The organism is Mycobacterium sp. NGS51 (genome assembly GCF_059812525.1).
Genome location: NZ_JCALCV010000005.1, coordinates 246517 through 271722, shown reverse-complemented (window position 1 = coordinate 271722; position 25206 = coordinate 246517). Strand labels below are relative to the sequence as shown.

The 25206-nt window shown below is 66.1% G+C and carries 25 protein-coding genes and 1 pseudogene; 5 read left to right on the top strand and 21 right to left on the bottom strand.

Translation table 11 applies throughout. From position 1 onward, the window contains the following. Window positions 1–64: 64 nt before the first annotated feature. Window positions 65–1723 (top strand): MFS transporter, encoded by a 1659-nt coding sequence (locus AC5Y5W_RS09180; protein ID WP_500009793.1) that lies wholly within the window; start codon window positions 65–67, stop codon window positions 1721–1723. Here AC5Y5W_RS09180 and mftG read toward each other — a convergent pair. The 7 genes from mftG to mftA form a co-directional block, all read right to left on the bottom strand. Beyond that, window positions 1646–3085, bottom strand: coding sequence for a mycofactocin dehydrogenase MftG (gene mftG, locus AC5Y5W_RS09175; RefSeq protein WP_500009795.1), 1440 nt, complete (start codon window positions 3083–3085; stop codon window positions 1646–1648). The two genes, AC5Y5W_RS09180 and mftG, sit on opposite strands and share 78 nt — an antisense overlap. Window positions 3086–3092: 7 nt before the next feature. Beyond that, a complete protein-coding gene (gene mftF / locus AC5Y5W_RS09170; protein WP_500009796.1) occupies window positions 3093–4505 on the bottom strand; it encodes a mycofactocin biosynthesis glycosyltransferase MftF in 1413 nt (470 codons plus the stop codon). Next, a complete protein-coding gene (gene mftE / locus AC5Y5W_RS09165) occupies window positions 4502–5260 on the bottom strand; it encodes a mycofactocin biosynthesis peptidyl-dipeptidase MftE (RefSeq protein WP_500009797.1) in 759 nt (252 codons plus the stop codon). The genes mftF and mftE overlap by 4 nt, the downstream gene beginning before the upstream one ends. Window positions 5261–5392: 132 nt before the next feature. After that, window positions 5393–6586, bottom strand: a complete 1194-nt coding sequence (mftD, locus tag AC5Y5W_RS09160) for a pre-mycofactocin synthase MftD (protein ID WP_500009798.1) — start codon at window positions 6584–6586, stop codon at window positions 5393–5395. A gap of 2 nt (window positions 6587–6588) precedes the next feature. Further along, the gene (gene mftC, locus AC5Y5W_RS09155; RefSeq protein ID WP_500009799.1) at window positions 6589–7755 is read right to left on the bottom strand and encodes a mycofactocin radical SAM maturase; all 1167 of its coding nucleotides are present in this window, start codon (window positions 7753–7755) and stop codon (window positions 6589–6591) included. After that, complete coding sequence (mftB, locus tag AC5Y5W_RS09150; RefSeq protein ID WP_500009801.1) at window positions 7752–8066, bottom strand: mycofactocin biosynthesis chaperone MftB; 315 nt, start codon at window positions 8064–8066, stop codon at window positions 7752–7754. The genes mftC and mftB overlap by 4 nt, the downstream gene beginning before the upstream one ends. Continuing rightward, a complete protein-coding gene (gene mftA, locus AC5Y5W_RS09145) occupies window positions 8051–8143 on the bottom strand; it encodes a mycofactocin precursor MftA (RefSeq protein WP_499888372.1) in 93 nt (30 codons plus the stop codon). The genes mftB and mftA overlap by 16 nt, the downstream gene beginning before the upstream one ends. Before the next feature lie 118 nt (window positions 8144–8261). On the opposite strand from mftA, the gene mftR reads away from it, so the two are divergent. Then, window positions 8262–8855 (top strand): mycofactocin system transcriptional regulator MftR, encoded by a 594-nt coding sequence (mftR, locus tag AC5Y5W_RS09140; protein WP_500010008.1) that lies wholly within the window; start codon window positions 8262–8264, stop codon window positions 8853–8855. After that, window positions 8852–9901: a DUF2332 domain-containing protein gene (locus AC5Y5W_RS09135; RefSeq protein ID WP_500009803.1), complete on the top strand. Its 1050-nt coding sequence runs from the start codon at window positions 8852–8854 to the stop codon at window positions 9899–9901. Before mftR ends, AC5Y5W_RS09135 begins: the two co-directional genes overlap by 4 nt. Window positions 9902–9988: 87 nt before the next feature. On the opposite strand, the gene AC5Y5W_RS09130 is transcribed toward AC5Y5W_RS09135, so the two are convergent. The 9 genes and pseudogenes from AC5Y5W_RS09130 to AC5Y5W_RS09090 form a co-directional block, all read right to left on the bottom strand. After that, a complete protein-coding gene (locus tag AC5Y5W_RS09130; RefSeq protein WP_500009805.1) occupies window positions 9989–11200 on the bottom strand; it encodes an NAD(P)/FAD-dependent oxidoreductase in 1212 nt (403 codons plus the stop codon). A gap of 32 nt (window positions 11201–11232) precedes the next feature. Beyond that, window positions 11233–12060: a mycofactocin-coupled SDR family oxidoreductase gene (locus AC5Y5W_RS09125; protein WP_500009807.1), complete on the bottom strand. Its 828-nt coding sequence runs from the start codon at window positions 12058–12060 to the stop codon at window positions 11233–11235. An 84-nt stretch (window positions 12061–12144) separates the two neighbouring features. Beyond that, window positions 12145–12666 (bottom strand): annotated as a pseudogene (locus tag AC5Y5W_RS09120) (SHOCT domain-containing protein); the annotation flags it as partial. Window positions 12667–12761: 95 nt separating this feature from the next. Continuing rightward, window positions 12762–13952: an elongation factor Tu gene (gene tuf / locus AC5Y5W_RS09115; protein ID WP_500009808.1), complete on the bottom strand. Its 1191-nt coding sequence runs from the start codon at window positions 13950–13952 to the stop codon at window positions 12762–12764. 99 nt (window positions 13953–14051) lie between these two features. Then, window positions 14052–16160 carry an elongation factor G gene (fusA, locus tag AC5Y5W_RS09110; RefSeq protein WP_500009809.1) on the bottom strand — a complete coding sequence of 703 codons (2109 nt, stop codon included), beginning with the start codon at window positions 16158–16160 and terminating at the stop codon, window positions 14052–14054. 85 nt (window positions 16161–16245) lie between these two features. After that, window positions 16246–16716, bottom strand: a complete 471-nt coding sequence (gene rpsG, locus AC5Y5W_RS09105; RefSeq protein ID WP_499888383.1) for a 30S ribosomal protein S7 — start codon at window positions 16714–16716, stop codon at window positions 16246–16248. Beyond that, window positions 16716–17090: a 30S ribosomal protein S12 gene (gene rpsL, locus AC5Y5W_RS09100; protein ID WP_003923350.1), complete on the bottom strand. Its 375-nt coding sequence runs from the start codon at window positions 17088–17090 to the stop codon at window positions 16716–16718. Before rpsL ends, rpsG begins: the two co-directional genes overlap by 1 nt. A 275-nt stretch (window positions 17091–17365) precedes the next feature. Continuing rightward, window positions 17366–18484, bottom strand: a complete 1119-nt coding sequence (locus tag AC5Y5W_RS09095; RefSeq protein ID WP_500010009.1) for a mechanosensitive ion channel family protein — start codon at window positions 18482–18484, stop codon at window positions 17366–17368. An 80-nt stretch (window positions 18485–18564) separates the two neighbouring features. Beyond that, window positions 18565–19188 (bottom strand): TetR/AcrR family transcriptional regulator, encoded by a 624-nt coding sequence (locus AC5Y5W_RS09090; protein ID WP_500009810.1) that lies wholly within the window; start codon window positions 19186–19188, stop codon window positions 18565–18567. Between the two features lie 231 nt (window positions 19189–19419). Between AC5Y5W_RS09090 and AC5Y5W_RS09085 the strand changes: the two genes are divergently transcribed. After that, on the top strand, window positions 19420–19782 hold the full coding sequence (locus tag AC5Y5W_RS09085; protein WP_500010010.1) for a DUF3060 domain-containing protein: 363 nt from the start codon (window positions 19420–19422) through the stop codon (window positions 19780–19782). Window positions 19783–19836: 54 nt separating this feature from the next. Further along, window positions 19837–20268, top strand: coding sequence for a DUF3060 domain-containing protein (locus AC5Y5W_RS09080; RefSeq protein ID WP_500009812.1), 432 nt, complete (start codon window positions 19837–19839; stop codon window positions 20266–20268). Here the strand turns inward: AC5Y5W_RS09080 and AC5Y5W_RS09075 are convergent. The 5 genes from AC5Y5W_RS09075 to AC5Y5W_RS09055 all read right to left on the bottom strand — a co-directional run bounded on the left by AC5Y5W_RS09075 (window position 20265) and on the right by AC5Y5W_RS09055 (window position 25152). After that, window positions 20265–21029 carry a crotonase/enoyl-CoA hydratase family protein gene (locus AC5Y5W_RS09075; RefSeq protein ID WP_500009814.1) on the bottom strand — a complete coding sequence of 255 codons (765 nt, stop codon included), beginning with the start codon at window positions 21027–21029 and terminating at the stop codon, window positions 20265–20267. The genes AC5Y5W_RS09080 and AC5Y5W_RS09075 overlap by 4 nt on opposite strands. Then, on the bottom strand, window positions 21026–21748 hold the full coding sequence (locus AC5Y5W_RS09070) for a PaaX family transcriptional regulator C-terminal domain-containing protein (RefSeq protein ID WP_500010011.1): 723 nt from the start codon (window positions 21746–21748) through the stop codon (window positions 21026–21028). The genes AC5Y5W_RS09075 and AC5Y5W_RS09070 overlap by 4 nt, the downstream gene beginning before the upstream one ends. Window positions 21749–21763: 15 nt before the next feature. Beyond that, entirely contained in the window at window positions 21764–22702 is a 939-nt protein-coding gene (locus tag AC5Y5W_RS09065; RefSeq protein ID WP_500009815.1) for a crotonase/enoyl-CoA hydratase family protein, read from the bottom strand. Continuing rightward, window positions 22699–24327 (bottom strand): acyl-CoA dehydrogenase family protein, encoded by a 1629-nt coding sequence (locus AC5Y5W_RS09060; protein ID WP_500009816.1) that lies wholly within the window; start codon window positions 24325–24327, stop codon window positions 22699–22701. The genes AC5Y5W_RS09065 and AC5Y5W_RS09060 overlap by 4 nt, the downstream gene beginning before the upstream one ends. 69 nt (window positions 24328–24396) lie before the next feature. Then, window positions 24397–25152 carry a deoxyribonuclease IV gene (locus tag AC5Y5W_RS09055; protein WP_500009817.1) on the bottom strand — a complete coding sequence of 252 codons (756 nt, stop codon included), beginning with the start codon at window positions 25150–25152 and terminating at the stop codon, window positions 24397–24399. Window positions 25153–25206: the final 54 nt, after the last annotated feature.

The following is a 25206-nucleotide window of genomic DNA, read 5'->3' as shown; positions in this document are numbered from 1 at the left end:
ATCGGTCTACCTACGAGACTGTTAGTCTCAAAAATACCTTTGCCACCGAAAGGGGGCACCCGCTGTGGCCGAAACCCTCGTCCGGCCTGACCAGCGTACTGATGTCGGCACCGCGCTCGGGTCCAATCGCGCACGAATCTGGACGGTCATGGTGGCCTGCATGGGCGTGTCGCTCGTGATTGCCTCGATGGTCGCGTTGAACACCGCGCTGGGCGACATTGCGGTGGCAACCTCGGCCACGCAGTCCCAATTGACCTGGGTGGTCGACGGTTACACCGTCGTGCTGGCCTGCCTGCTGCTGCCCGCCGGGGCTATCGGCGACCGCTATGGCCGGCGCGGCGCGCTGCTGATCGGCCTGGCGATTTTCGCGATCGCCTCGGTGGCGGCGGCGGTGTTCAGCAGTCCCCTGCAGATCATTGTGGCCAGGGGCGTGGCGGGCGTCGGCGCCGCATTCATCATGCCTGCCACGCTGTCGCTGTTGACCGCCGCGTATCGCCAGGACGAACGCATGAAGGCGGTCGGCATCTGGGCGGGCGTTGCCGGCTGTGGCGGGGTGATCGGGATGCTCGGGTCGGGGGCGCTGCTGTACTTCTGGCCGTGGGAGTCGATTTTCTGGGCCTTTGCCGGTGGCGCCGCACTGATCTTCGTGCTGGCCTGCACGGTGTCGTCTTCGCGCGACGATGAGGCGACCCCGCTGGATTGGGCGGGGGCGGTGCTGATCGGTGGCGCCGTAGCGGTTTTCGTCTTCGGCGTGGTTGAGGCGCCCGAGCGAGGGTGGAGCAACCCGATGGTCTATGGACCGCTGGGGGTGGGCGTGCTGCTGGCCGCGCTGTTCGGATTCGTCGAGCTGCGACGCCGCCATCCGCTGCTGGATGTCCGGTTGTTCCGCCGTCCGGATTTTGCCACCGGCGCGGCCACCATCACGATCTTCTTCGTGGCGATGTTCGGGTTCTTCTTCGTCATGATGCAGTTCGTCCAATTGGTGATGGGCTACAGCCCGATGGGCACGGCAATCGCCTTCAGTCCGCTGATGCTGCCGATGCTGACGTTTTCGGTCCTGTCTCAGTGGTATCTGCCCCGATTGGGACTGCGGTTGGTGATTTTCGTCGGCTTGCTGCTGATCTCGGCCGGCTTTTTGTGGATGCGCGCACTCGAGGTGAATTCGCCGTACTGGGACATGATGTGGCCGCTGCTGGTGGTCAGCACGGGGATCGGACTATGCACGGCCCCAACGACTTCGGCGATCATGGCGGCAGTGCCCGACGAGAAGCAAGGCGTTGCCTCGGCGGTCAACGACACCACCCGCGAGGTTGGGGCCGCCCTCGGAATCGCGCTGGCCGGATCCATCCTGGCGGCGCGGTATGGCAACGTCATCACACCGCACCTGGCAGCGTTTCCCGAGCCGTTGCGCGCACCGGCCTCTCATTCACTGGCCCAGGCGTTGGAGATCTCCGACAGGCTTGGGCCGCAAGGCGTTCAGCTCGCTGTCCTGAGCCGCACCGCATTCCTGGAGGCCACCCAGTCGTCGTTTCTGGTGCTCGGGGTGATCATCGCCGTAGCAGCGCTGCTCATTGCCGCGTGGGCGCCGGGTCGGGACGGACAACAGTTGCGTTGGGTCCGGCGAATCGTGTCCCGCCGGTCCAACTCACCTGACGAACTCTGCGGCCCGGTGACCGAGCATGACGATGCTGGCATGCGGGCCGCGGCTGGTGACCGTCGGTAGTACCGACCCGTCAATCACCCATAATCCCTCGATACCGCGTACCCGGCACTGGGGGTCGACGACCGCGAGCGAATCAGCGTCGGCGCCCATCGGGGCGCTGCCGCACAGGTGTTGCGACGTCGACCAGGCGGGCGGACCGACCGACGTTGCCGCCCTAGCCAATTCGCGAGCCAGCTCGGCTCCTCGCTGTAGGGTGGCGATGTCATCGGGCTCCGTGTCGTAGCGGTGCTCGATTCGCGGCGGCACCGCGGGATCACCGGACACCAGTGTGATCCGCCCGCGGGAGCGCGGCTGCATCAGAGCAATGCCGATGTGTGGCCAGTCCGGATGGCCCGCGGTGCCGTCACCGACCATCGCGACGAACCCGCCTGTGTACGGGCGTATTTCGAGGTTGTCCGACGTGCTCAGCACAACTTCCACTACCGGCCGGCGGGTGGCGATCGGCCAGTTCGTCGGCAGTACCCATTCCGGGTGGTCGCTGCAGGCCATTCCGACCGGTAGCGGTACCACTACGTCGATACCGGCACCACGCAACATGTCTTCGTCGCCGACACCGGACAGCATGAGCAGATGCGCCGACTCGATTGCACCGGCGCACAGCACAATTCGATCAGCGGTCAACGTCATCGCCCCACATGGGCCACTCGCGTCGACGCCCACTGCGCGCACACCTGCGAAGCGCAATCGCATCACACGTGTCTGCGCCAGCAGGGCCAGGTTGGGCCGCTGCAGTGCGGGCGCCAAATACGTTCTGCCCGAACCGTTGCGAATGCCGTCGACGATGTTGAGGGGGACGGCACCCACGCCGGTCGGCATCTCGTGACCGGCGTCGTTCAAGTCGGGGATCCAGTCAAAGCCGGACTGCTGCGCTGCAGACATGAAAGCAGCAGTGCTGCCGACGATTTCGGCTGTCCGGCGCACTGGGATCGGCCCTCGGTCGCCGTGTACGGGTCCACCGAAATCCAGGTCCGTCTCGATGGCCCGAAAATGGTCGAGCACGTCTGACCACGCCCACCCGGGGAGCTGGTAGCCGTCGAAGTCACGGGGCAGCCCGCGGCAGAAATAGCCGCCGTTGACCGCGCCCGAACCGCCAATGGTCGCGCCGCGCATGATCAGCATGTGCCGGGGCGGCTGCTCGGTCAGTTGGGCCTGATAACGCAACACCAGCGGGCTGGCCGCCCCGATCGGCAGCTGCAGGCCGTTGGCGGTCTGTGCCAGCAGCTGCGGGTCGGTGAGGCCGAGGCCGGCCTCCAGCACCGTCACCGCACACTGCGGGTCGGCGGAAAGCCGCTCAGCTACAACTGATCCAGCGCTTCCCGCGCCGATGATCAGCACATCACTGTGCAGGGCGGCTGCGCTCAACTGGTGATCAGATCCGGATCTGCGGCTTGAGTGGTCGGATATTGCGTTCCCGTACCACGCCATACCACAATCCGAGTCCGTATGCCAGATCGTCGAGGCGCTTCAGCAGCAGGTATGTCACCAGCCCGATGGGTCTGGCTTCGTCGTCGGTAACTCCCCGGCGACGCAGCCAGTCCACTACCCCGTCGACGACAGCGGCGATCACCACGGCGCGCCGACAGTGTCGGGACAGCATCGCCGCCAGCAGCGCCACCGGCCAATAGTGCCGGCAGATCGCCGACGCCAGTTGCAGCGCCGCCGACCAGAGGCCCCGGGCTGCCACCGCCACGACATCCCAGACCTGGGTGTCGGGCCCCTCCATGGACTTGGCGATACGACGACCAGTCGCTGCGGCCAGCAGCAGCGACGCCAGATATCCCAACCCGGAGCCGACCGCCATCAGAATCCAGGCTGCCAGCGCCCAGCCGGAGATCACCAGCGGCGCCGTCTTGTCAGGGTGGCGCGCCGACAGCGGCGCCGCCGATCCACCGTAAAACGCCTTGCGCGCAATCCAATCTCGCAGTTCGGTGCGGTGATCGTGCGCTACCAAAGCGATCGGCTCGTAGCGCAACCGGGCACCGGCTTCGACGAGCCGCCAGCACAGGTCGACATCTTCACCGGCCTGCAGCGTGTCGTCGAACCCGCCGACGTCGCGCAGCATGGCAGTACGGCAGATGATGGCCGCGCTGGGGACGTAGGCGACGTTCGTGTAGGGAATGACGGGGGCCTCGTGCTGCCCGAGGTCCAGCGACGAACGCACCGCCTCGTAGCGGGCCACCAGGTGGTCGCTTTGTGTCAGACCGATGATGCGGGGCGCCACCAAGGCGACGGTGGGGTCGCAGAAATGACCGAGCAGAGCTTCCAGCCAGCCGCGGCGCGGAACCACGTCGGAGTCCAGAAACGCGACGTAGTCGGTGTTGCACGCGCCCAGTCCGGTGTTGCGGGCTGCCGCGGGTCCCTTGTTGCGGTGGTGGTGCAGTACCTCGACGTCACAGTGCGCACCCGCGAAGTCGTCGCGCTCGATCGGCTCCGACGAACCGTCGTCGACGATGATCACTCGAAGTCCGCGCAACGAGGCCAGCAACCGGCGTAGCCCACATGCGTTGTCGTGCACCGGAATTACCACCGTGACGTCCCGGTGTGACGGGCCGCCAGCCGGCCGCGGATGCGCCACCGTCGCGTCCAGCAGGGTGCGTGCCAACTCGGCGCTGGGTGCGTCGTGCACCTTCAGCCGGCCGTCGGCCAGCATGTCCTGCGCGGCCGGCGCCAGCCGCAGCAAACGGGTGGGTGAGCCGCCCAGCAGAGCCGACCCGCGACCGAGCACCCGCACGCGTCGGTCGACCTGGACAGCAAACCCGTCCGGCAGCCGGGTCTGGGTCATGTCAGCATCCCGTCGGCGCGCGGCGCCCAGCGCAGCACTGCGCGCGCGCAGCCGTCGACCATCTCGGTGAAGATTCGCTGCCCCTCGGTCGCGGTCGCCGTCGTCGGGTCCCCTAGCACGCCCACCTCGCTGACTGCCGCGACTCCCCCGCGGCGCATCGTTGGCAGCAGGTCGGACAGCGGGGCACCATTACCCGAACACCACTGGTCGGTCAACACATCAGCGGGTGAAATGTGCAGCAACACGGAAGTTTCGGTGTGGCCGGCGTGGGCATCAGCATCACGCGCCGTGCACGCAGTCCACGCCGCGTCGCGTCCTTCGGATCGCAGCAGGCGGACCGCGCGGTCCAGGGCGACGACATTGCCGCCGTGACCGTTGACGAACAGCAGGCGCTGGGCCCAGCAGGTCGCCGACCTGCCGAACTCAACCAGCAGCATCGCCAGGGCGTCGGTGCCGATGGAAATGGTTCCCGGAAAGCTTTGGTGCTCGCCGCTGTCGCCGTAGCCGATGGCCGGCGCGACCAGCCAGTGCTGGGCCTGGTCGTCGTGCCCCGGCAACTCGGCCAGACGTGCGGCGACCGCTGTGGCGACCGCAGTCGCGATCCGCGTGTCGGTGTCCAGCGGGAGGTGCGGGCCATGCTGCTCGGTGGATCCCACCGGGATCAGTACCGCCGACGACACGCCGCGTAGCTGGCCCGACGTCGAGCTGCTGAGTTCGCCGAGGACGGCCACCCGCCGATGGTAGGACGAATTCACCTGCCGTGCATTGGTTGTTGGTTGTCCAGATGAAATTTTTTCCACCATCCTGGTGGTTTTGTCACCCTCGTCCACCTCTGCCACGCCTGCCACGCGAGTATCAGAACTCCCGCTGGTTTCGCCGCGGGCCGGCTAGCCGCGGTCGCCGGTGGGCACGCCGAGTGCGCGAGCAAACCCGGGAGGCACCACGACGTCGTCGGGGCTGAGGTCATGCACCGAAGCCTGGCCCAGCCCAGTCAGCGCACAGTCGATGCCACTACGGAGGATGTCGAGCACATTCTCGACTCCGCTTTGTCCGCCGGCCGCCAGGCCCCACAGATATGCGCGGCCGATCATCACCGCACGGGCCCCCAACGCCACCGCCTTCACGACGTCGCTGCCCCGGCGGATACCACCGTCCAGCAATACCTCGATCTGGTCACCGACCGCGTCGACGACGGCGGGTAGCGCGCGGATTGCCGCCGGTGTGCCGTCCAAGTTGTTGCCGCCATGGTTGGACACCGAAATCGCCGAAACTCCGGCATCCACAGCTCTTTTGGCGTCGTCCACCCGGATCACGCCCTTGAGCATGAACGGCCCGCCCCAGAGCTCGCGCAGCCAGGCGATGTCTTCCCAGGTCGGCGGCGGGGTGGCCATCCATTCGCCGTAGGCAGCGAAGAACGGCGGTCCCGGTTCGCCCCGCCGGGCTTGGTTGGGTACCTGCAAGCTCGGTGGCCGCATCGTCTTCGCCCACTGCAGCAGCCAGCCCGGCCGCGTCAGGCCTTCCGGCATCATGCGAACCGCGGTGCGCAAGTTCATCTGCTCGGGGATCTTGGGGCTGCCCCAATCCCGGCCGTGCGAGAAGGTCCAGTCGGTGGTGACGATCAGCCCGGCGGCGCCGGCCTCGCGGGCCCGTTCGACCCGCTCGGCGATCGCGGTGCGGTCGCCGAGCCAATAGAGCTGGAAGAACAGCTTGTCGTTGGCCGCGATGACTTCCTCGATGGGCTTACTGGCGAACGAGGAGAGCCCCATCGCGGTGCCCCGCGCCGCGGCCGCTCGCGCGACGGCCACCTCACCGTCGGGGTGCACCGCCTGCACACCCGTGGGCGAGATGATCACCGGCAGCGAGATGTCTTGTCCCATAACGGTAGTCGACAAGTCTCGTTTGGCAATCGCACCGACGACGTGCGGCGCGAAGCCCAGTTCGCCGAACGCCTCGACATTGTCCGATACCGTGATGCCCTTCTCGCTGGCGGCGATCAGCGCGGCGTACACCGACTTGGGCAGCCGCCGCTTGGCCCGCTGCTGAGCGATCGCAACGGTCTCGAACCAGGCATCGCGCGCCACGGCTAGACCGGGCTTTCGTTGCAGAGTCGCTGCGGTGGGCGCGTCGACAGCGTCAACGGCACCGGCCGGCTGCGGCGGGAGTGGTCACCGGCCGGACGCGGCTTGTCGCGCTCGCGGGCCAGCGCCGGCGCGCCGTAGCCCTGCACACATTCTGGGTCCGGCCCGTCCAGCGGCAGACCGGTGAAGAACTTGGCTGCCATGCAACCGCCCCGGCAGCTGTCGTAATGGTTACAGCTGCCGCAAGCCCCGGCCGACTGCGGTTCGCGCAACTCGCGAAACAGCGGAGCGTTCTTCCAGACATTGTCGAAACCACCGTCGGACAACACATTTCCGGCCAGAAAGCGATCGTGGATGGCGAATGGGCAGGCGTACACGTCGCCCACCGGATCGATCAGGCAGACCACCCGGCCGGCCCCGCACATGTTCAGCCCGGCCAGCGCCCCGGGTTCGCCCAGCGCCGACAGGTGGAAGAACGAGTCGCCGGTGAGCACCCGCTCGCCGTTGGCGACCAGCCAGTCGTAGAGCTGGACCTGTTGGTCAGCCGTTGGGTGTAGGTCGTCCCAGACGTCGGCGCCTCGGCCAGACGGCCGCAACCGGGTGATCCGCAAGGTGGCGCCGTAACGGCTTGCCAGCGCTGCGAATTCGTCGAGCTGGCCCACGTTGTGGCGAGTCACGACCACCGAAATCTTGGCGTCGGAGAATCCCGCAGCGGCCAGATTCTCCAGAGCCCGTACCGCCATGGCGTAGGACCCGGCACCGCGGACGGCGTCATTGACCTCCGCGGTCGCGCCGTCCAGGGAGATCTGCACATCGACGTAGTCGCTGGCCGCCAGTCGCGCCGCGACCTCGGGGGTGATCCGCACCCCATTGGTCGAGAATTTCACACCCACGTGGTGTTCGGTGGCGTAGTCGACCAGGTCCCAGAAGTCCGGTCGCACCGTTGGCTCACCGCCGCCGATGTTGACGTAGAACACCTGCATGCGTTCCAGCTCGTCGATGATGTTTTGGCAATCCCGCGTGGACAATTCACGCGGATCGCGCTTACCCGACGAGGACAGGCAGTGCACGCACGCCAGATTGCAGGCGTAGGTCAGCTCCCAGGTCAGGCAGATCGGAGCGTCCAGGCCGCGCTCGAATTGCTCCACGAGCCGGGGTACGACCGCTGTCATTGGCTCACTTCCTTTGGATCCCTGGGCACCAGCATGTTCGAGGCCGCCAACACACTCAGTGCGTTCACATACGGACGCTGCTGCGCGTCGTCGATCCCTGCGGCACGGCAGGCGGTTCGCACGTCGGCGTGGTCGTCCAGCGACTGCACGACGTCCAGGATTGTGCGGTTCTTCAAAAACGACAGTTTGCGAGTGCCGAAGTGATACAACAGCGCACCGAACGGCTCGGGCCGCACGGCGACTTGTGGGTGCAACCGCCAGCCGGTGTCCGGGCTGAATTCGCCCGCGGGCACGCTCAGTAGACCCCGCACATCCCGTCGATGGACACCTCTTCCACCAGGGTCTCGGTGACGAGCTCGGTGTCGACGTCGGTCTGGTTCGGCTCCATGGTGTGGCCTTTCGTTGTCAGGGGCTCGACAAGTGGGTGTCAGCCCGGTCACAATCTTGGCCAGAATATGGCATCGAGTGCCAGAACGGAAGAGGGCCCCCAGGAAGGTGATGTCATGATGCCTCACTCGCGGGTGGGCCGGCGCCGCTCGACGACCCCGCACCACATCACCGACGTGGCCCTGGGGTTGTTCGCAGCCCGCGGGTTCGACGAGGTGAGCGTCGACGATGTCGCGCAGGCGGCGGGCATCGCCCGGCGCACACTGTTCCGCTACTACGCCTCGAAGAACGCGATCCCCTGGGGTGATTTCGATGCCCACCTTCAGCACCTGCGCGAACTGCTCGACCACGTCGATGCGGACGTGCCGCTGGGCGAAGCGCTGCGCACAGCCTTGTTGGCGTTCAACACTTTCGACGACTCGGAGACGGTCCGGCACCGTCAGCGTATGCGAGTGATCCTGCAAACTGCTGAGCTGCAAGCGTATTCGATGACGATGTATGCCGGCTGGCGAGAAGTCATTGCAGACTTCGTGGCGCGGAGGTCCGGCGCCAAGCCGTCTGACCTGTTGCCGCAGACCATTGCATGGATGATGCTCGGGGTGGCGCTGAGCGCCTATGAGCAATGGCTGGATGACGAGTCAGTGTCGTTACCCCAGGCGCTCGCCGGCGCATTCGACGTCGTCCGCGCCGGACTGGACCGGCTGAAGCCGTGAACAGCGACACCCCGCTGTTGCGGTCGCTCCGGGTGCAGGGCCAAGCCTGTGCCGAACTGGGCTCGCCGATGTACGGCGACCTGCTCAGTCGGGTAGGTGGCGACGTCAACGCCGCGGGAATTTTTGCCGACATCCTTTCCGGCCATGAACACGATCCCGCACGGCTGGCCGTGCCGCTACGACTGCTCGGCGGCCTGCACCGACTGGTGCTCGACGGTCGCGCACCGGTGCTGCGGCGCTGGTATCCCAGCACCGGCGGCCACTGGGATGCCGATGCGGCCTGGCCCGATATCGTGCGGGTCGCCGCCGACCATGCCGACGGGCTGCGCGCCGCGCTCGATCAGCCACCGCAGACCAACGAGGTGGGCCGCTCGGCCGCGCTGATCGGGGCGCTGCTGATCCTGACTCGCCAATTCGGCTTACCAGTACGGCTTTTCGAGATCGGCTGCAGCGCCGGGCTGAACCTGCGGGCCGACTACTACCGGTATCGCTACCCGGGCGGGCAATGGGGACCCGGCGACTCGCCGGTGACCATCGACGACGCGTGGCGAGGTCAACCGCCTCCGCCGGGCAGGTTGCAGATCGTCGAACGCCACGGCTATGACCTGGCGCCGGTCGACGCCACCGGCCGCGACGGCGAGTTGACGTTGCTGAGCTACGTGTGGCCCGATATGCCCCTCCGGCTGCAGCGGCTGCGCGGGGCGATCAGCGTCGCTCGGCGCGTCGCTGCTCCGCTGACGAGCTGCCGGGCCGGTGCGGCCGTCGCCGGTCTTACCGTGACGCCGGGCACGACGACGGTGCTGTGGCACTCCATCACGAGGCAGTATCTCTCCCGCGACGAGCAAGCAGCCGTCGACGTCGGCATCGATGCGGTGGCCGCCCAGGCCGGAGCCGAGTCGCCGTTTGTCCACCTCACGCTGGAGCCGCAACGGCGAACACCGGACAGCCCGGTGGAGTTTCTGTTGCGCGCCCGCAGCTGGCCCAGTGGTGAAGGTCGGATACTGGCCGACTGCTCGCCGCACGGTCCGCCGGTCACCTGGCAATAGACGTTCCAGCCCCTCCCGCGAGCGTGCGTAAACCCGGAGATTAGTTCGGCGTGTCGGCCGGGGACACGCACGCTCGCGCAGGGGGGATCAGCCCAGGACTTCCGAGATCGGCGCACTCGCAGCGACTTTGGCCCTGGTCTTCATCACCTTGCCGGGCATGCCACCACCGACGACGCCGACCACCGCACCGTCGCGCTCGTAATAGGCCAGGAACTTGCGGCCGTCGTCCTCGACGAGGTGCACGGTGTCGGTGGCGTGCGGCTCGCCCAGGCACTGGATCTTGACGTCGTATTGGTCGCTCCAGAAGTACGGGACCACGACGTTCGACGGGACATCTCGGCCAAGCATCGAGGGCACCACGACCCTAGCCTGCTCAGCGACATTGCTCCAATGTTCTACTCGCACTTGGTGTCCCGCCGGGCTGCGCCACGAGGCGACGTCGCCGAGCGCCCACACGTTGGGCACGCTGGTGCGCCCGGCCATGTCGCAGAGCACGCCGTTGTCGACCTCGATGCCGCTGCCCTCCAGCCACTCGGTCGCCGGCCGGGAACCGATCCCGACCACCACCAGATCAGCCGCCACCTCAGCGCCGTCGGTCAGCTCGACCGTTTCGACGTGGCCACTACCGCGAACCTCCGCGACCCCGACGCCAGTACGCACGTCGACACCCTCCGCACGGTGCAGCCGTGCCACCAACTCACCGATCTGCCGGCCTAGCACCGACGCCAGCGGCGCCGGCTGCGGCTCCACCAGCACCACCTCGACCCCCAGACCGCGCAGGCTTGCCGCGACCTCACAGCCGATGAATCCGGCACCGACGACGACGGCACGGTGTGCGGCAGACGCGTGGCTGCGCAACGCCAGACACTCGTCGAATGAGCGCAACACACGGATGCCTTCCAGATCGGGAAACGCCGGAATGCGCCGCGGCACCAGCCCGGTCGCGATGACGAGCTCGTCGTAGCCCAGCACCGTCCCGTCGTCCAGCGTCACGGTTTGTGCCGCGGTGTCCAGACCGGTGGCCCCCGAACCCAGACGCAGGGTGATCTCGCGTTCGTCGTAGAACTCACGCGGTTTGAGCGTCACGTCGTCGACCTCGCTGCGCAATACCTCCTTTGACAGCGGCGGCCGGTCATAGGGCAAATGCGCTTCGTCGCTGACGATGGTGAGCGGGCCAGTGTACTCCGCCCGGCGAAGCTGTTCAGCCAGCCGAGCCGCAGCGAGCCCCCCGCCGACGACCACGATTCCGTTTGCGGGGCCCTTGCCCCCCTCGCTAGTAGTCACGTGGAGTTCATACACGATCGCGGCGACGAATGGTGGGCCGCCCTGCGTTAGTACTTCAAGGCGCCCTTGTCGACCGGAATTTGCGTTCCCGACAATGTCCCTGATCCGTCGCCTGCCAGCCAGGCCACGACGTCGGCGACCTCGTCTGCGGTCATAAACCCCTTGGGCTGCACCGGCATCGGGGGGAAGCTGTGCACATAGTGCCCGTGCTCGGCGAAGATTTTCATCATCATCTCCGGCTCGATCATCGGGGTGTCGACCGAATACGGATGGATGGTGTTGACGCGGATGCCGAACTCGCCCAGTTCGATGGCCAAGGCGTTGGCCAGCCCGACCAGGCCATGCTTGGACGCCGAATAGTGGGCATTGCCGGGAGTGGCCTTCAGCCCGGCGGACGAGCTGACCACCACGATGGACCCGCCGTTACCGGCCTCGATCATTGCCGGCACCACCGCGCGGACGGTGCGCCAGGTACCGGAGAGGTTGACACCGATGATGGTGTCCCATTCCTCCTCGGTGATTTCCCAAACCCGGCCCCAGCTCAGCACACCCGCGTTGGCCACCACAATGTCGAGCCGGCCGAACTGCTCGACGCCGTCGGCCACCAACTGCTGCAGCGCCGCGCTGTCACGGATGTCCACCTCACGCGCCAGCACCTTCCGCCCCTCGGCCTCCACCGCGCGGACTGTCTCGGCGAGATCCTCAGGGGTGGCTGCCGGGTAGGTGATGCTCTCGGATACCGGCGCACAGATGTCCAGGGCGATGACGTCGGCGCCCTCGCGCGCCAATCGGACCGCGTGAGCGCGGCCCTGTCCCCGGGCAGCGCCGGTGACGAACGCGACGCGTCCTTGCAAAGACCCCGCTGCTGTAGTCACGGACACCCCTTTCACCAACTGCCGATGAGGCTAGCAGCGGAACTGAAACGTGTTCTAGACAGGCCCAGCCGGAACAGCTGAGGGTCAGATCTCGGCGATGATCTCGGCGCGCTTGCTGGCGTACTCCGCATCGGTTAGCGCGCCGGAAGCATGCAGCGTCTCGAGTTCCTGCAACCGCTCCCCGATGGACTGCACCGGTGCGATCACCGCAGCCGGCGATCCCGCGGCCGACGGGCCGTCAACGGCTGCGTCTTCTGCGGTCCGGCTTGCCGCCCGCCGCACCACCGCCCGAATCTGCTGCCGCAGCACAGGATTGGACCGCACGTCGAGCATCCGATTCACCGGAATGTTATTGGCTTTGAGGATCTGCAGGATCTCCATCAGCGGCCCGGCCTGCCCGCTCAAATCGTACGTCTTGTTGTCTTCTGCCACAGTGAATTGCGCTGGAACCAGACCATTGACCAAAGCGCTGCGCTCCCAGTCGATTTGGAATCTCTGCGTCGCGGGGTCGACTAAGACGACGAGCTTGCGTGCGGTGATGTTGCCCAGCCGGGTCACGCTCGCGATGACCCGGTCGGCACTGTCGAATGGCGCAAAGCGGCGCCCACCCTTTCGGATGAGCGCCGCTTGTGCTTTTGGTCGCCGACCCGCTGCGCCCGGCTGCGCCGCGCTTGCGATCGGCTCTGTGCTTTTGGTCGAAACTACTTGACGATCTTGGTGACCCGGCCGGCGCCGACGGTGCGGCCACCCTCGCGGATCGCGAAGCGCAGACCCTCGTCCATGGCGACGGGCTGGATCAGCTTCACCGCGATGTCGGTGTTGTCACCGGGCATCACCATCTCGGTGCCCTCCGGCAGCGTCACCACACCGGTCACGTCGGTGGTACGGAAGTAGAACTGCGGACGGTAGTTGTTGAAGAACGGCGTGTGCCGGCCGCCCTCGTCCTTGGACAGGATGTAGACCTGGCCCTCGAACTCGGTGTGCGGCGTAGTGGTGCCGGGCTTGGTGACGACCTGGCCGCGCTCGACGTCTTCACGCTTGATACCGCGCAGCAGCAGACCGACGTTGTCACCGGCCTGACCTTGGTCGAGCAGCTTGCGGAACATCTCCACACCGGTGACCGTGGTCTTGGTGCTGGTCGGCTTGATGCCGACGATCTCGACCTCTTCGTTGACGTTGATCACGCCGCGCTCGACACGGCCGGTGACGACGGTGCCACGGCCGGTGATCGTGAAGACGTCCTCGACGGGCATCAGGAACGGCTTGTCGGTGTCGCGGACCGGGTCCGGAATCGACTCGTCGACGGCGTTCATCAACTCGACGATGCCTTCGACCCACTTCTCGTCGCCCTCGAGCGCCTTGAGCGCCGACACCCGGATGACCGGGGCGTCCTCATCGAACTCCTGGGCAGCCAGCAGCTCACGGACCTCCAGCTCGACGAGCTCGAGCAGCTCCTCGTCGTCGACCATGTCAGCCTTGTTCAGCGCGACCAGGATGTAGGGCACGCCGACCTGACGCGCCAGCAGCACGTGCTCACGGGTCTGCGGCATGGGACCGTCAGTGGCGGCGACCACCAGGATCGCGCCGTCCATCTGCGCGGCGCCGGTGATCATGTTCTTGATGTAGTCAGCGTGGCCCGGGGCGTCGACGTGCGCGTAGTGGCGCTTGTCGGTCTGGTACTCCACGTGAGAGATGTTGATCGTGATACCGCGCTGACGCTCCTCGGGCGCATTATCGATCTGGTCGAATGCCCGCGACTCGTTCAAATCGGGAAACTTCTCGTGCAGGACCTTGGTGATAGCCGCGGTCAGCGTGGTCTTGCCGTGGTCAACGTGACCGATGGTCCCGATGTTGACGTGCGGCTTCGTCCGCTCGAACTTCGCCTTCGCCACTTCTGTGTCCTCCTGGACTTGTTGGTGCTTGTTAAAGCAGTGTTGGTTTCTTCACTTGTGCCGCGGTAGTGACCGGGCAAGGTTACTCCCCGGGCGAAATCACTCGCCCGTCGCCTTCGCAATGATCTCCTTCGACACGTTCGCCGGTACTTCGGCGTACGAGTCGAACACCATGGAGTAGTTTGCCCGACCCTGTGTCTTCGACCGCAGGTCGCCGACGTAGCCGAACATCTCCGACAGCGGCACATGCGCCTTGACCACGCGCGCACCGCTGCGTTCGTCCATGGCCTGGATCTGACCACGGCGGGAGTTCAAGTCGCCGATCACGTCGCCCATGTAGTCCTCAGGGGTGGTGACCTCGACGGCCATGATCGGTTCCAGGATCACCGGCTGCGCCTGTCCGGCCGCCTTCTTCAGCGCCTGGGAGCCGGCGATCTTGAACGCCATCTCCGACGAGTCCACGTCGTGGTACTGGCCGTCGAGCAGGGTCACCTTGAGGTTGACCAGCGGGTAGCCGGCCAGCACACCGTACTGCATGGCGTCCTGCGCGCCGGCGTCCACCGACGGGATGTACTCCCGCGGGATGCGGCCACCGGTGACCTTGTTTTCGAACTCGTAGGTCGCGCCCTCTTCGCCGTCGACGAGCGGCTCCAGCGTGATGATGACCTTCGCGAACTGACCCGAGCCGCCGGTCTGCTTCTTGTGGGTGAACTCGACGCTCTCCACTTTGCGGCGGATGGTCTCTTTGTAGGCCACCTGCGGCTTGCCGACGTTGGCCTCGACCTTGAACTCGCGACGCATCCGGTCGACCAGGATGTCCAGGTGCAGCTCGCCCATGCCGCCGATCACCGTCTGGCCGGTCTCCTGGTCCAGGTGCACCTTGAACGTCGGGTCCTCTTCGGCCAGCTTCTGGATCGAGAGGCTCAGCTTTTCCTGGTCGCTCTTGGTCTTGGGCTCGATGGCCACCTCGATGACCGGGTCGGGGAACGTCATCGACTCCAGCACGATCTGCTGGTTGGCGTCGCTCAACGTGTCACCGGTGGTGGTGTCCTTGAGTCCGATCACCGCGTAGATGTGGCCGGCCGACGCGGTGTCGACCGGGTTCTCCTTGTTGGCGTGCATCTGGAACAGCTTGCCCAGCCGCTCCTTCTTGCCTTTGGTGGCGTTGATGACCTGTGAGCCCGACTCCACCTTCCCGGAGTACACCCGCACGTAGGTCAGCTTGCCGAAGAACGGGTGCACCGCGATCTTGAATGCCAGCGCGGAGAACGGCTCGTCAGTGCTGGGCTTGCGGGTGATGATCTCGCTCTCATCGCCGGGCACATGGCCTTGTACCGATTCGACGTCCAGCGGCGACGGCAGGTAGTCGATGACCGCGTCGAGCATCGGCTGCACGCCCTTGTTCTTGAACGCGCTGCCGCACAGCACGGGGTAGAGCTCGGAGGCCACCGTCAGCTTGCGAATCGCTGCTTTGATCTCGGCCACGGACAGTTCCTCGCCGCCCAGGTACTTTTCCAGCAGCTCTTCGTCGGTCTCGGCGACGATCTCCAGCAGCGCGGTGCGGTACTCCTCGACCTTGTCGGCCAGGTCGGCGGGGATCTCGACGGTCTCGTAGGTCTCGCCGAGCTTGGTCTCGCCGCGCCACACCTTGGCGTTCATCTCGACCAGGTCGACGATGCCTTCGAACTCGTGCTCGGCGCCGATCGGCAGCTGGATGACCAGCGGCTTGGCGCCCAGGCGCTCCTCGATGGTGCGCACCGTGAAGTAGAAGTCGGCGCCGATCTTGTCCATCTTGTTGACGAAGCAGATCCGCGGCACGTCGTACTTGTCGGCCTGGCGCCACACTTGCTCGGACTGCGGCTCCACGCCCTCTTTGCCGTCGAACACCGCGACCGCACCGTCGAGCACCCGCAGGCTGCGCTCCACCTCGACGGTGAAGTCGACGTGGCCCGGGGTGTCGATGATGTTGATCTGGTTCTCGTTCCAGAAGCAGGTCACCGCCGCCGAGGTGATGGTGATGCCGCGTTCCTGCTCCTGCTCCATCCAGTCGGTGGTGGAGGCGCCGTCGTGCGTTTCACCGATCTTGTAGTTGACGCCGGTGTAGTACAGGATCCGCTCGGTGGTCGTCGTCTTGCCGGCGTCGATGTGCGCCATGATGCCGATGTTGCGGACCTTGCTCAGGTCAGTCAGCACGTCCTTCTGTGCCACAGAAGTCTTCCCACTCTTTCGGTTGCTTGGTTAGCTGTCGTTCTCGCCTCCGGCGACGCTGCCAGATGGTCGCCGCTGCGGCTCCCTACCAGCGATAATGCGCGAAGGCGCGGTTGGCCTCGGCCATCTTGTGGGTGTCCTCACGCCGCTTGACGGAGGCTCCAAGACCATTGCTGGCATCCAGGATCTCGTTTGCCAGCCGCTCGACCATGGTCTTTTCCCGGCGTTGCCGGGAAAAGCTGACCAGCCAGCGCAGCGCCAGCGTGGTCGACCGCTCCGGCCGCACCTCGACAGGCACCTGATAGGTAGCGCCACCGACTCGACGGCTGCGGACCTCCAGGGCCGGTTTGACGTTGTCCAGAGCCCGCTTGAGAGTGATCACCGGATCGGTGCCAGTCTTGTCCCGGGCTTGCTCGAGCGCACCATAAACAATGCGTTCGGCCAGCGATTTCTTCCCTTGCAGGAGAACTTTATTCACCAGCTGAGTAACCAGCTGCGACCCGTAGACCGGGTCATTGACCAGCGGGCGCTTCGGCGCGGGACCCTTGCGCGGCATCAGCCCTTCTCCTTCTTGGCGCCGTAACGGCTGCGAGCCTGCTTGCGGTTCTTGACGCCCTGGGTGTCCAGCGAGCCGCGGATGATCTTGTAGCGCACGCCCGGCAGGTCCTTCACCCGGCCGCCGCGCACCAGGACCATCGAGTGCTCCTGCAGATTGTGGCCTTCGCCGGGGATGTAGGCCGTGACCTCAACCTGACTGGTCAGCTTGACACGCGCCACCTTCCGAAGCGCCGAGTTCGGCTTCTTCGGGGTCGTGGTGTACACGCGCGTGCACACGCCACGGCGCTGCGGGCTGCCCTTGAGGGCCGCGGTCTTGACCTTGCCGATCTTGTCGCGGCGCCCTTTGCGGACCAGCTGCTGAATGGTTGGCATCTACCGGCTTTCTGTTTTTCCGTCTCTGTCCTGCTGTTATGCCCTGCCGCAGTACCCCGCGGCCGGGTGTGTCGCACGCGTCTGCCCCGGATTCAATCCGTAGCGTCATGGACATGCGAATTGGCCCGGCGTGCGCACCTTACGTCCCCAAGGCGCCCTACGCCGCCAGGCGCGAGTATCCACAATACCCGCCGCTAGTCGAGCAGGTCAAAGCGGCGACGACCAGCCTCGGCTGCGGCCCGCCCGGGCCCACGTTATTGTGCTCCGCGGCGACGCTATTGCGCCCCGCCGCGGCCGTTGCCGGCCCCCACCAGTTCGGCGTCGCTGCCCGAGTGCGGCCCTTCGAACCGCCAGCGCGGCAGCGCGCCCGGGTGGGTGCGTTGCAGCCAGTCGACCAGGCCTTCGCGCACCGCGCATCGCAGGGTGAACAGATCACCGGAGTTCGACGCGCTGAGCGTGACCCGCACCCGCAGAAAGCCGCCGACCGCGTCGAGCACCACCAGCGAGCCCGAGCGGTCGTCCCACAGTTCGTTCTCGGCGAGCAGGCGTTGCAGCTCGGCACGCATTTCGTCCACCGGGACGGTGAAGTCCACATCGAAGACCACCGTGCCGAGCAGGTCGGTCGAGTAACGCGTCCAGTTCTCGAAGGGTTTGGTGGTGAAGTACGTGGTGGGCAGCACCAGTCGGCGCTGATCCCAGATCTGGACCACCACGTAGGTCAAGGTGATCTCTTCGATGCGGCCCCACTCGCCTTCCAGCACCACCACGTCGCCGACCCGGATCGCATCCGAGAACGAGATCTGCATCCCGGCGAACACCGCGCCAAGCGAGGTCTGCGCGGCAAGACCGGCCACCACCGATAGCACCCCGGCCGAGGCGAACAGCGTCTTGCCGACCTGGGTGAACGAGGGGAAAGTCATCAGCGCCGCGGCGGCCCCGAGCACGATCAGGATGGCGATCGCCAGCCGCCGCAGCGTCATGGCCTGGGTCCGGATCCGTCGGCGCTGCCGGTCGGCGTCGGCGATACCGGCGTCACCGCCGGCGAAGCGTGCGATGGTGCGCCGCTCCGCGACCTGAACCAGACTGGCGAACAGCCAGGTGGTGGCCGCGATCGTCACGATGCGCAGCAGGTGATCGACGTTGTCCCGCCAGGACACCGACGCATCGATGGTCGCGTCCACCGCGATGTGTGCGGCGATCACCATGAGCAGGGCGCGAAACGATCGGCGGGTCAGGGTGTCGACGTCCTGGATCAAGTCGCTGCGCCGGCCGATGCGGCGCAACAGCCAAGACACCCCCCAGCCCAGCAGGTAGGCACCGACGGTGGCCCCGGCCAGCCAGGCCAAGACGACGGCGAGATGGGTAGCGGATTCAAGCTGGAACTCCTCGGGCATGGTGACAACAGCTCCGTGGATCGGGTGCAGATTCTCCACGAGTCTAGGGGCCGCCTGGCCCGGCCTACCTACTGCCGCGCTTATCTGCTGCGGCGCTCCATTCCGGACGCCAGCCGCAGCACCATGTCGGAAAACACCACGTCGGTGTCGATGTCGTCCATGACGCCGGTCATTTCCAGCAACACGAAACCGTGCAACGCCGACCAGAACTCCAATGCCGCGTAGAAGGCCTGTTCGCCGTCGAGGCCGTACGACGACAACACCGCGATCACCGGGGCGGCGGCGCTCCTGGTGGCTGCGGCGTACTCGGGGTCATCGCCGCCGAGTGGCATCCGGGTGAACGCCGAATACCGACCGGGGTGGTGATGGGCATAGCTGCGGTAGGCGCCCGCCATGACCAGGACCGCGTCGTCGGGGGCGCGGCCCTCACCGACTCGATTCAGCATGGTGATGATGTCGTCGATCACCCGCGTCCGCACTGTGCGGCGCAGATCTTCCAGGCTGTGCACATGGTTGTACAGCGACGGGCCCTTGGTGCCCAACTGGGTGGCCAGCGCGTTGATGGTCAACGCGTCCCAGCCTTCCCGGTCGAGGAAGGTCAGTGCGGCGTTGATGATGATCTCGCGGCTGAGTTTGGTTGGTCGGGCTGCAGACTTGCCGGCGGCACGCGACCGACCAACCTGTGGTTCCGGTTCAGCTGCCACGGCGATCGCCCTTCGGTTCACGTCGACCCGTCTTTTGCAATGCACCAGGGTCAGCGAAGAACTCTAGTCCGGCGACGACGCGGGCCGTCGGAGGTAGGCCCGAGAACAACTCCGGACCATCAAACCCATCGGCAAATGGAGGAAGCCGGCCACCACCTAGGACAAGGCACGTAGGCTCAGTCGAGCAATCACGCGCCATGGCGAGAGGACCCCGCGGTGAAATCGATAAGCCTGGGCCGAACATTGGTCGCCTGCGCGATCACCATCCCGCTCGTACTGGCGGTCGGAGCGCCGGCCGCACACGCCAAAAACGGCGACACCCACATCACCGGAGAAGGCGTCGAGACGACGGTGGACTGCAACAATGCGACGCTGATCGTCAACGGGACGTTCAACACGGTCAACGCGCTGGGCACCTGCTGGGCGGTGACGGTGATGGGTACGAGCAACACCATCGTCGCCGACACGGTCATCAACGACATCACCGTCTACGGCACTGACGAAACGGTGTACTTCCACAACGGTGACCCGGTCATCTGGGACCGCGGCCGTGAACTGGGCATGACCAACCGCATCAATCGCGCCGCAGTGTGAAAGTCTGCGGACGCTGATTGACGTTCACCCACCACCCGGACGAATCGAGGAGAAATGCACGCGTACACCGGGGGCCGCTCCCGGGCATCGGTAGCCGGGGCGCTCGCCGTCACCGCGCTGGCCGCGTTCGGGCTGGCCGGCTGCGGGTCGAATGACAAGAACGCGACACCGTCGACGACGAGCACGACCGAAAGCACAGGTGCACAGTTCGAGCTCGGGAACGTTATCAACTACGGATCGTTCGGCACCACAACGGATCTCGATTGCGGTGACGGGAAATCGCTCAACGTGGGCGGCTCCAACAACAAGTTGACCGTCAAAGGCACGTGCTCGACGGTCAGCATCGGCGGCGCCGACAACAAAATCACCTTCGACAAGATCGACAAGCAACTCAATATCGTCGGCTTCAACAACACCATCAGCTACAAAAACGGCAAGCCGACGGTCGAGAACCTCGGCTCGGGCAACAAGGTCAACGAGGGTTAGCTGCTCGCGCCATGCCGGCCGGCGCCGGCTGCGAAGCGGCCCGCTCCTGCCGTCGCCTCGGCCTTGACGCGGGAGATGCTGGCGAATTCATAGTCCAGCGCGTCTGATTCGACCATCCCCCACTGGTGCAGCGCCGACAACCGATCTGATCGCATGCACTGCTGCGGCAGTGCGGCCAGCTGCGCTGCCAGCTCCTCGGCGGCTGTACGGGCCTGTCCTTTGGGCACGACGCGGTTGGCCAGGCCGATCGCCTGGGCTTCGGTGGCATCGACGCCGCGACCGGTCAGGATCATGTCCATCGCCCGGCTGTGCCCGATCAGACGCGGCAGTCGGATGGTGCCGCCGTCGATCAGCGGCACTCCCCAACGGCGGCAGAACACGCCGAACACCGCGTCCTCCTCGGCGACCCGCAGATCGCACCACAACGCCAATTCCAGCCCACCTGCTACCGCATAGCCGCTGACCGCGGCGATCACCGGTTTGGACAACACCATCCGCGTGGGCCCCATCGGACCGGGTCCGCTCCGGTGCACGGCGTTGGCGTCAGTAGTGCCAAACGCCTTCAAATCCGCTCCCGCGCAGAATGTTCCGTGGTCGCCCCACAGCACCGCCACCGATGCGGCGTCATCCCGGTCGAACTCTTCGAATGCGGAGAACAGGGCGGCGGCTGTCGGGCCATTGACGGCGTTGCGGGCCTCCGGCCGATTCAAAATCACCGTGGTAACCGGCCCACTGCGCTCGGCACGCACCGGATCACTCATGTCGCCTCCACTAATCGGATACCGTCGCGCCGCGCGGTCAGTTCGGCGGCAAAGTCGTTGTAGGCTGCCCGCAACCTCTCGCCCGGCCAATCCGCGGGTAGCAGTTCAGCCGGCAGCATAGGGTCACTCAGCAGATGGCGCACCATCGCGGCGGCCACCGTGAACCTGGCGGGAACGTCGGTGGCAGATGACATCTCGTCGAGCATGCGATAACCGGCCCGTGCCCACGTCGGCATGTCCCACAGCTGGCCGGCCAGCTCGGCGGGCGCGTCGTCGCGAGCCTTCACGATCCGTACCCGGTCCCGGATGTCTGGCTTCAGTTCGAGGTCGAGGTTATCGGGGCGCATCCATACCCCTTCGCGTAGCTCACCGAATCTTTTGTCGTGCAGAGTGTTTCGTAGATCGGCGCGACTGCGGGCGTCGGTGCCGACGCTGGTGACGATCACCATGGTCCAGTCGCCATGCCAGCGCCGCACGCGCAGGCTGATCGCCTCGTCCTGACGGCGCTGGCGGGCCAACAGCCGGTCGGAGAGCCGGTAGCCGTCGGCCGACCGGATCAGGTCTCCGGCGCCGACCATCCGAGTCAGCGCCACTCGTAACGTGGTTTCCTTGATACCGAAATCGCTGGTGAGCCTGATCAATTCGGCTGCGCTGGCCCAGGCCGGGTGAGCGCCGAGCAGCACGGACAACACCACCGACCGGGCTGTCATGCGTGCCAGCGTCCTGGGCATCGCCTACACCTCAGATGCTTTGCGGCCGTAGTCCCCGAAGGGCTCGTCCCGGTGCCGGACCGCGTCGCGGAAGCCGTGCTCGACCGCATCGGCGACGAACGCGTGGCCTTCGGGCGTGTGCCGGGCCACGCCGTCGAACACGGTGCTGACCATCCGACTGGTCGCCACACCTTGTTGCAACAGCGCGGTGTTGAGTGCGAGCTTGACCATGATGAGCTGGTTGACCGGCACTGCGGCGATGCGCTCGACGAGTCGCTCGGCGCGTTCGTCGAGATCTTTCGGGTCGGGCGCCTCAACCGCCAGTCCCCATTCGGCGGCTTGGGCGCCGGTGATGCAATCACCGGTCAGCAGAAGACGTTTGGCGCGCTGGTCACCGAGCCGGTGCGCCCACAGTCCGGCGGCCGGCACGCCCCACACCCGGGTCGGCGGGTAGCCGATTTTGGCGTCGGAGGCGGCGATCACCTGGTCGGCGTGCAGCGCGATGTCGGTGCCGCCGGCCACGCAGTAACCGTGGATCTTGACCACCGTGGGCTTGTCGGCGTGCATCAGGCTGGAGAACCCGCGCACGAACCGGCTCATCATCTGGTAGTCGATCATCGGGTCCCAGGGCTGGTTCGGCAGGTGGTTGACGGCCTGGGTTTTGCCGTCGAGCACGGTCCCCTTGTAGGTGCTGCCGCCACCGGCTGAGGACGAGCCTTCGGCGTAGGCGCTGAGATCGAAGCCGGCGCAGAATCCTTCGCCCCGACCCGACACCAGGATCACGTGCACGTTGGGGTCGAGGTCCGCGCGCTCGACCAGCGCTGACAGCTCTAACGGGGTGTCGGCGATGATCGCGTTGCCCTTTTCGGGCCGGTTGAAAGTGATTCGGGCAACCCGGTCGGTGACCTCATAGGTCATCGTTTTCAAGTTGTCGAAGTCGACCGGTCTGATCGCGTGCGTCATCCCTTGACCATTGCACGCTCGAGAATCGGCGCGAGATCCAACCCAGTGGGCATGGTTCCGTAGGCGCCGCCCCACTGTCCTCTGAGCCGGGTGGCCAGAAATGCCTCGGCGACAGCCGGATGACCGTGCCGCACCAACAGCGAACCCTGCAGCGCCAGGCAGATGTCCTCGGCGATCTTACGGGCCCGGTATTGGATGGTCTCGAGATCCGCCAACTGTGGCTTGAGCCGGTCGACGTGGGCGTCCAGCCGTGGATCGTGGCCGGCGGTGTTGGCCAACTCGGCGAAGAGCACGTCGACGCATTCCGAGCGGGTTCCCATGGCGCGCAACGTGTCCAGGGCGCTGACGTTGCCGGAGCCCTCCCAGATGCCCATCAGCGGCGCTTCGCGGTACAACCGGGGCATACCGAAGTCCTCGATATAGCCGTTGCCGCCCAAGCATTCCATCGCCTCGGCGGCGTGCGGGGTGGCGCGCTTGCATACCCAGTACTTGGTCGCGGCCAGTCCGATGCGGCGCAGCAGCGTCTCGCTCTCGTCACCGCGTACCGCGTTGTCGGTGGCGCCGGCCATCCGCATCGCCACCATGGTGGCTGCTTCGGCCTCGACAGCCAAGTCTGCCAACACATTACGCATCAGCGGCTGATCGATCAGGTAGGCGCCGAAAGCCTTGCGGTGCTGGGCATGATAGACGGCACGGGTCAGCCCGGTGCGCATACTGGTGGCGCTGCCCAGCGCGCAGTCCAGCCGAGTCAGGTTGACCATCTCGATGATGGTCGATACCCCGCGGCCCTCTTCCCCGACCAACCAGGCGGTGGCGCCGTCGTACTCGACCTCGCTGGAGGCGTTGGCATGGTTGCCGAGTTTGTCCTTGAGCCGCTGCAAGAACATGCGGTTGCGGGTGCCGTCGGGCAGCATCCGGGGCAGCAGGAAGCACGACAAGCCATCGGGTGCCTGTGCGAGCACCAGGAAGATGTCGCACATCGGCGCCGAGGTGAACCACTTGTGACCCGTCAGGCGGTAGCTGCCGTCGGCGTTGCGGGTGGCCTGGGTGGTGCCGGCACGCACATCAGAGCCGCCCTGCTTTTCGGTCATCGACATGCCTGCGGTGATACCGGCTTTGGTTGTCGGCACTGTCAGGTCCGGGTCGTACTCGCGGCTGGTCAGCAGCGGTTCGTAGATGTCGGCGAGCTCAGGGTTGCACCGCAGCGCCGGCACGACGGCATAGGTCATCGAGATCGGGCACATGTGACCGGGCTCGGCGGTCCACACGCCGGTCTTGGCGGCTCGCACAACATGGGCACCGGGCCGGGAATCCGCCCACGGCGCGGCGTGCAGGCCGTGGGCAATCGCGGTGCGCATCAGCTGGTGGTAGGCGGGGTCGTACTCCACCTCGTCGACACGGTGGCCGTAGCGGTCGTGGGTCTGCAGGATCGGCCGGTTGCGGTCGGCCAGCTCGCCCCACCGTTGGGTTTCGGCGCTGCCGGAAATCGCGCCGACCTCGGTAACCTCGTCGAGGCCCCACTGCCCGCCTTCGCGGATCAGCGCCTCGGTCAGAACCGGTGACGATGCCGGGTTGTAGTCCTCCAGCGGCGGGACCTGGTTGGTGACGACATGGGTATCGGGCATGAGTCCAGTGTTACATTTTGCCGACAACTGTTCAAGAGGTGTAATGAGCCTCGACTGGGACGGCCACCGCTAGCTGAGGTGGTCGCGCAGAAAAGCAATGTCGTCCTTGCGGCCTTGGTCGGCGGTTTCGCAGATGACCGGCGCGCCAGCGGCCTTGACGACGGCCACCAGTAGCTGCGGATCGATCTGTCCGGTACCGATGTTGGCGTGCCGGTCCGCGCCCGAGCCGGCCGCATCCCGCGAGTCGTTGCAGTGCACCAAGTCGATGCGTCCAGTGATCGCCTTGATCCGATCGACGGCGCCGACCAGCGCCTCGCCCGCCGACCACGCGTGACAGGTGTCCAGACAAAAGCCGATATCGGTGTCGCCAATCTGATCCCAGAGTCGCGCAATGGTGTCGAAGTGGCGGGCCATCGCGTGATTGCCGCCGGCGGTGTTCTCCAGATAGAGCGGAACTTCGGTTTCCAGCCGGTCCATCGCTTTGCGCCACCGTTCGAAACCGGCGTCCAGGTCGCTGTCGTCGGCGACATGGCCACCGTGCACGATCACTGCCGCAGCCCCGATGTCCGCTGCGGCATTGCAGGTGTCCTGCAGAATCTTGCGTGACGGGATCCGCACCCGGTTGTTCGCCGAGGCGACGTTGATCAGATATGGCGCATGCACGTAGATCGGGACCGCCGATGCCTTCAGCTCAGCCGCGTCGTCGCGTGGTTTGGGTGCCTTCCAGCTTTGCGGATTGCCGAGAAAGATCTGTATCGCGTCGGCGTTTTCGGCTGCCGCGGCGGCAAGGGGATCCTGCGGGCTGACATGCGAACCGATGAGCACGCGGCAAGTCTAGTCGGTCACGGTTACCGGCGAGCAGACGCAGAATCGCACGCG

Excerpts from the sequence above, each read along its gene's own strand:
- mftF (WP_500009796.1), bottom strand. The coding sequence starts at position 4,505 with ATGACCCAGACCCGGCTGCCGGACGGGTTTGCTGTCCAGGTCGACCGA.
- mftC (WP_500009799.1), bottom strand. The coding sequence starts at position 7,755 with ATGACAGCGGTCGTACCCCGGCTCGTGGAGCAATTCGAGCGCGGCCTG.
- mftA (WP_499888372.1), bottom strand. The coding sequence starts at position 8,143 with ATGGAGCCGAACCAGACCGACGTCGACACCGAGCTCGTCACCGAGACC.
- mftR (WP_500010008.1), top strand. The coding sequence starts at position 8,262 with ATGCCTCACTCGCGGGTGGGCCGGCGCCGCTCGACGACCCCGCACCAC.
- rpsG (WP_499888383.1), bottom strand. The coding sequence starts at position 16,716 with ATGCCGCGCAAGGGTCCCGCGCCGAAGCGCCCGCTGGTCAATGACCCG.
- rpsL (WP_003923350.1), bottom strand. The coding sequence starts at position 17,090 with ATGCCAACCATTCAGCAGCTGGTCCGCAAAGGGCGCCGCGACAAGATC.
- AC5Y5W_RS09095 (WP_500010009.1), bottom strand. The coding sequence starts at position 18,484 with ATGCCCGAGGAGTTCCAGCTTGAATCCGCTACCCATCTCGCCGTCGTC.
- AC5Y5W_RS09080 (WP_500009812.1), top strand. The coding sequence starts at position 19,837 with ATGCACGCGTACACCGGGGGCCGCTCCCGGGCATCGGTAGCCGGGGCG.
- AC5Y5W_RS09075 (WP_500009814.1), bottom strand. The coding sequence starts at position 21,029 with ATGAGTGATCCGGTGCGTGCCGAGCGCAGTGGGCCGGTTACCACGGTG.
- AC5Y5W_RS09065 (WP_500009815.1), bottom strand. The coding sequence starts at position 22,702 with ATGACGCACGCGATCAGACCGGTCGACTTCGACAACTTGAAAACGATG.
- AC5Y5W_RS09060 (WP_500009816.1), bottom strand. The coding sequence starts at position 24,327 with ATGCCCGATACCCATGTCGTCACCAACCAGGTCCCGCCGCTGGAGGAC.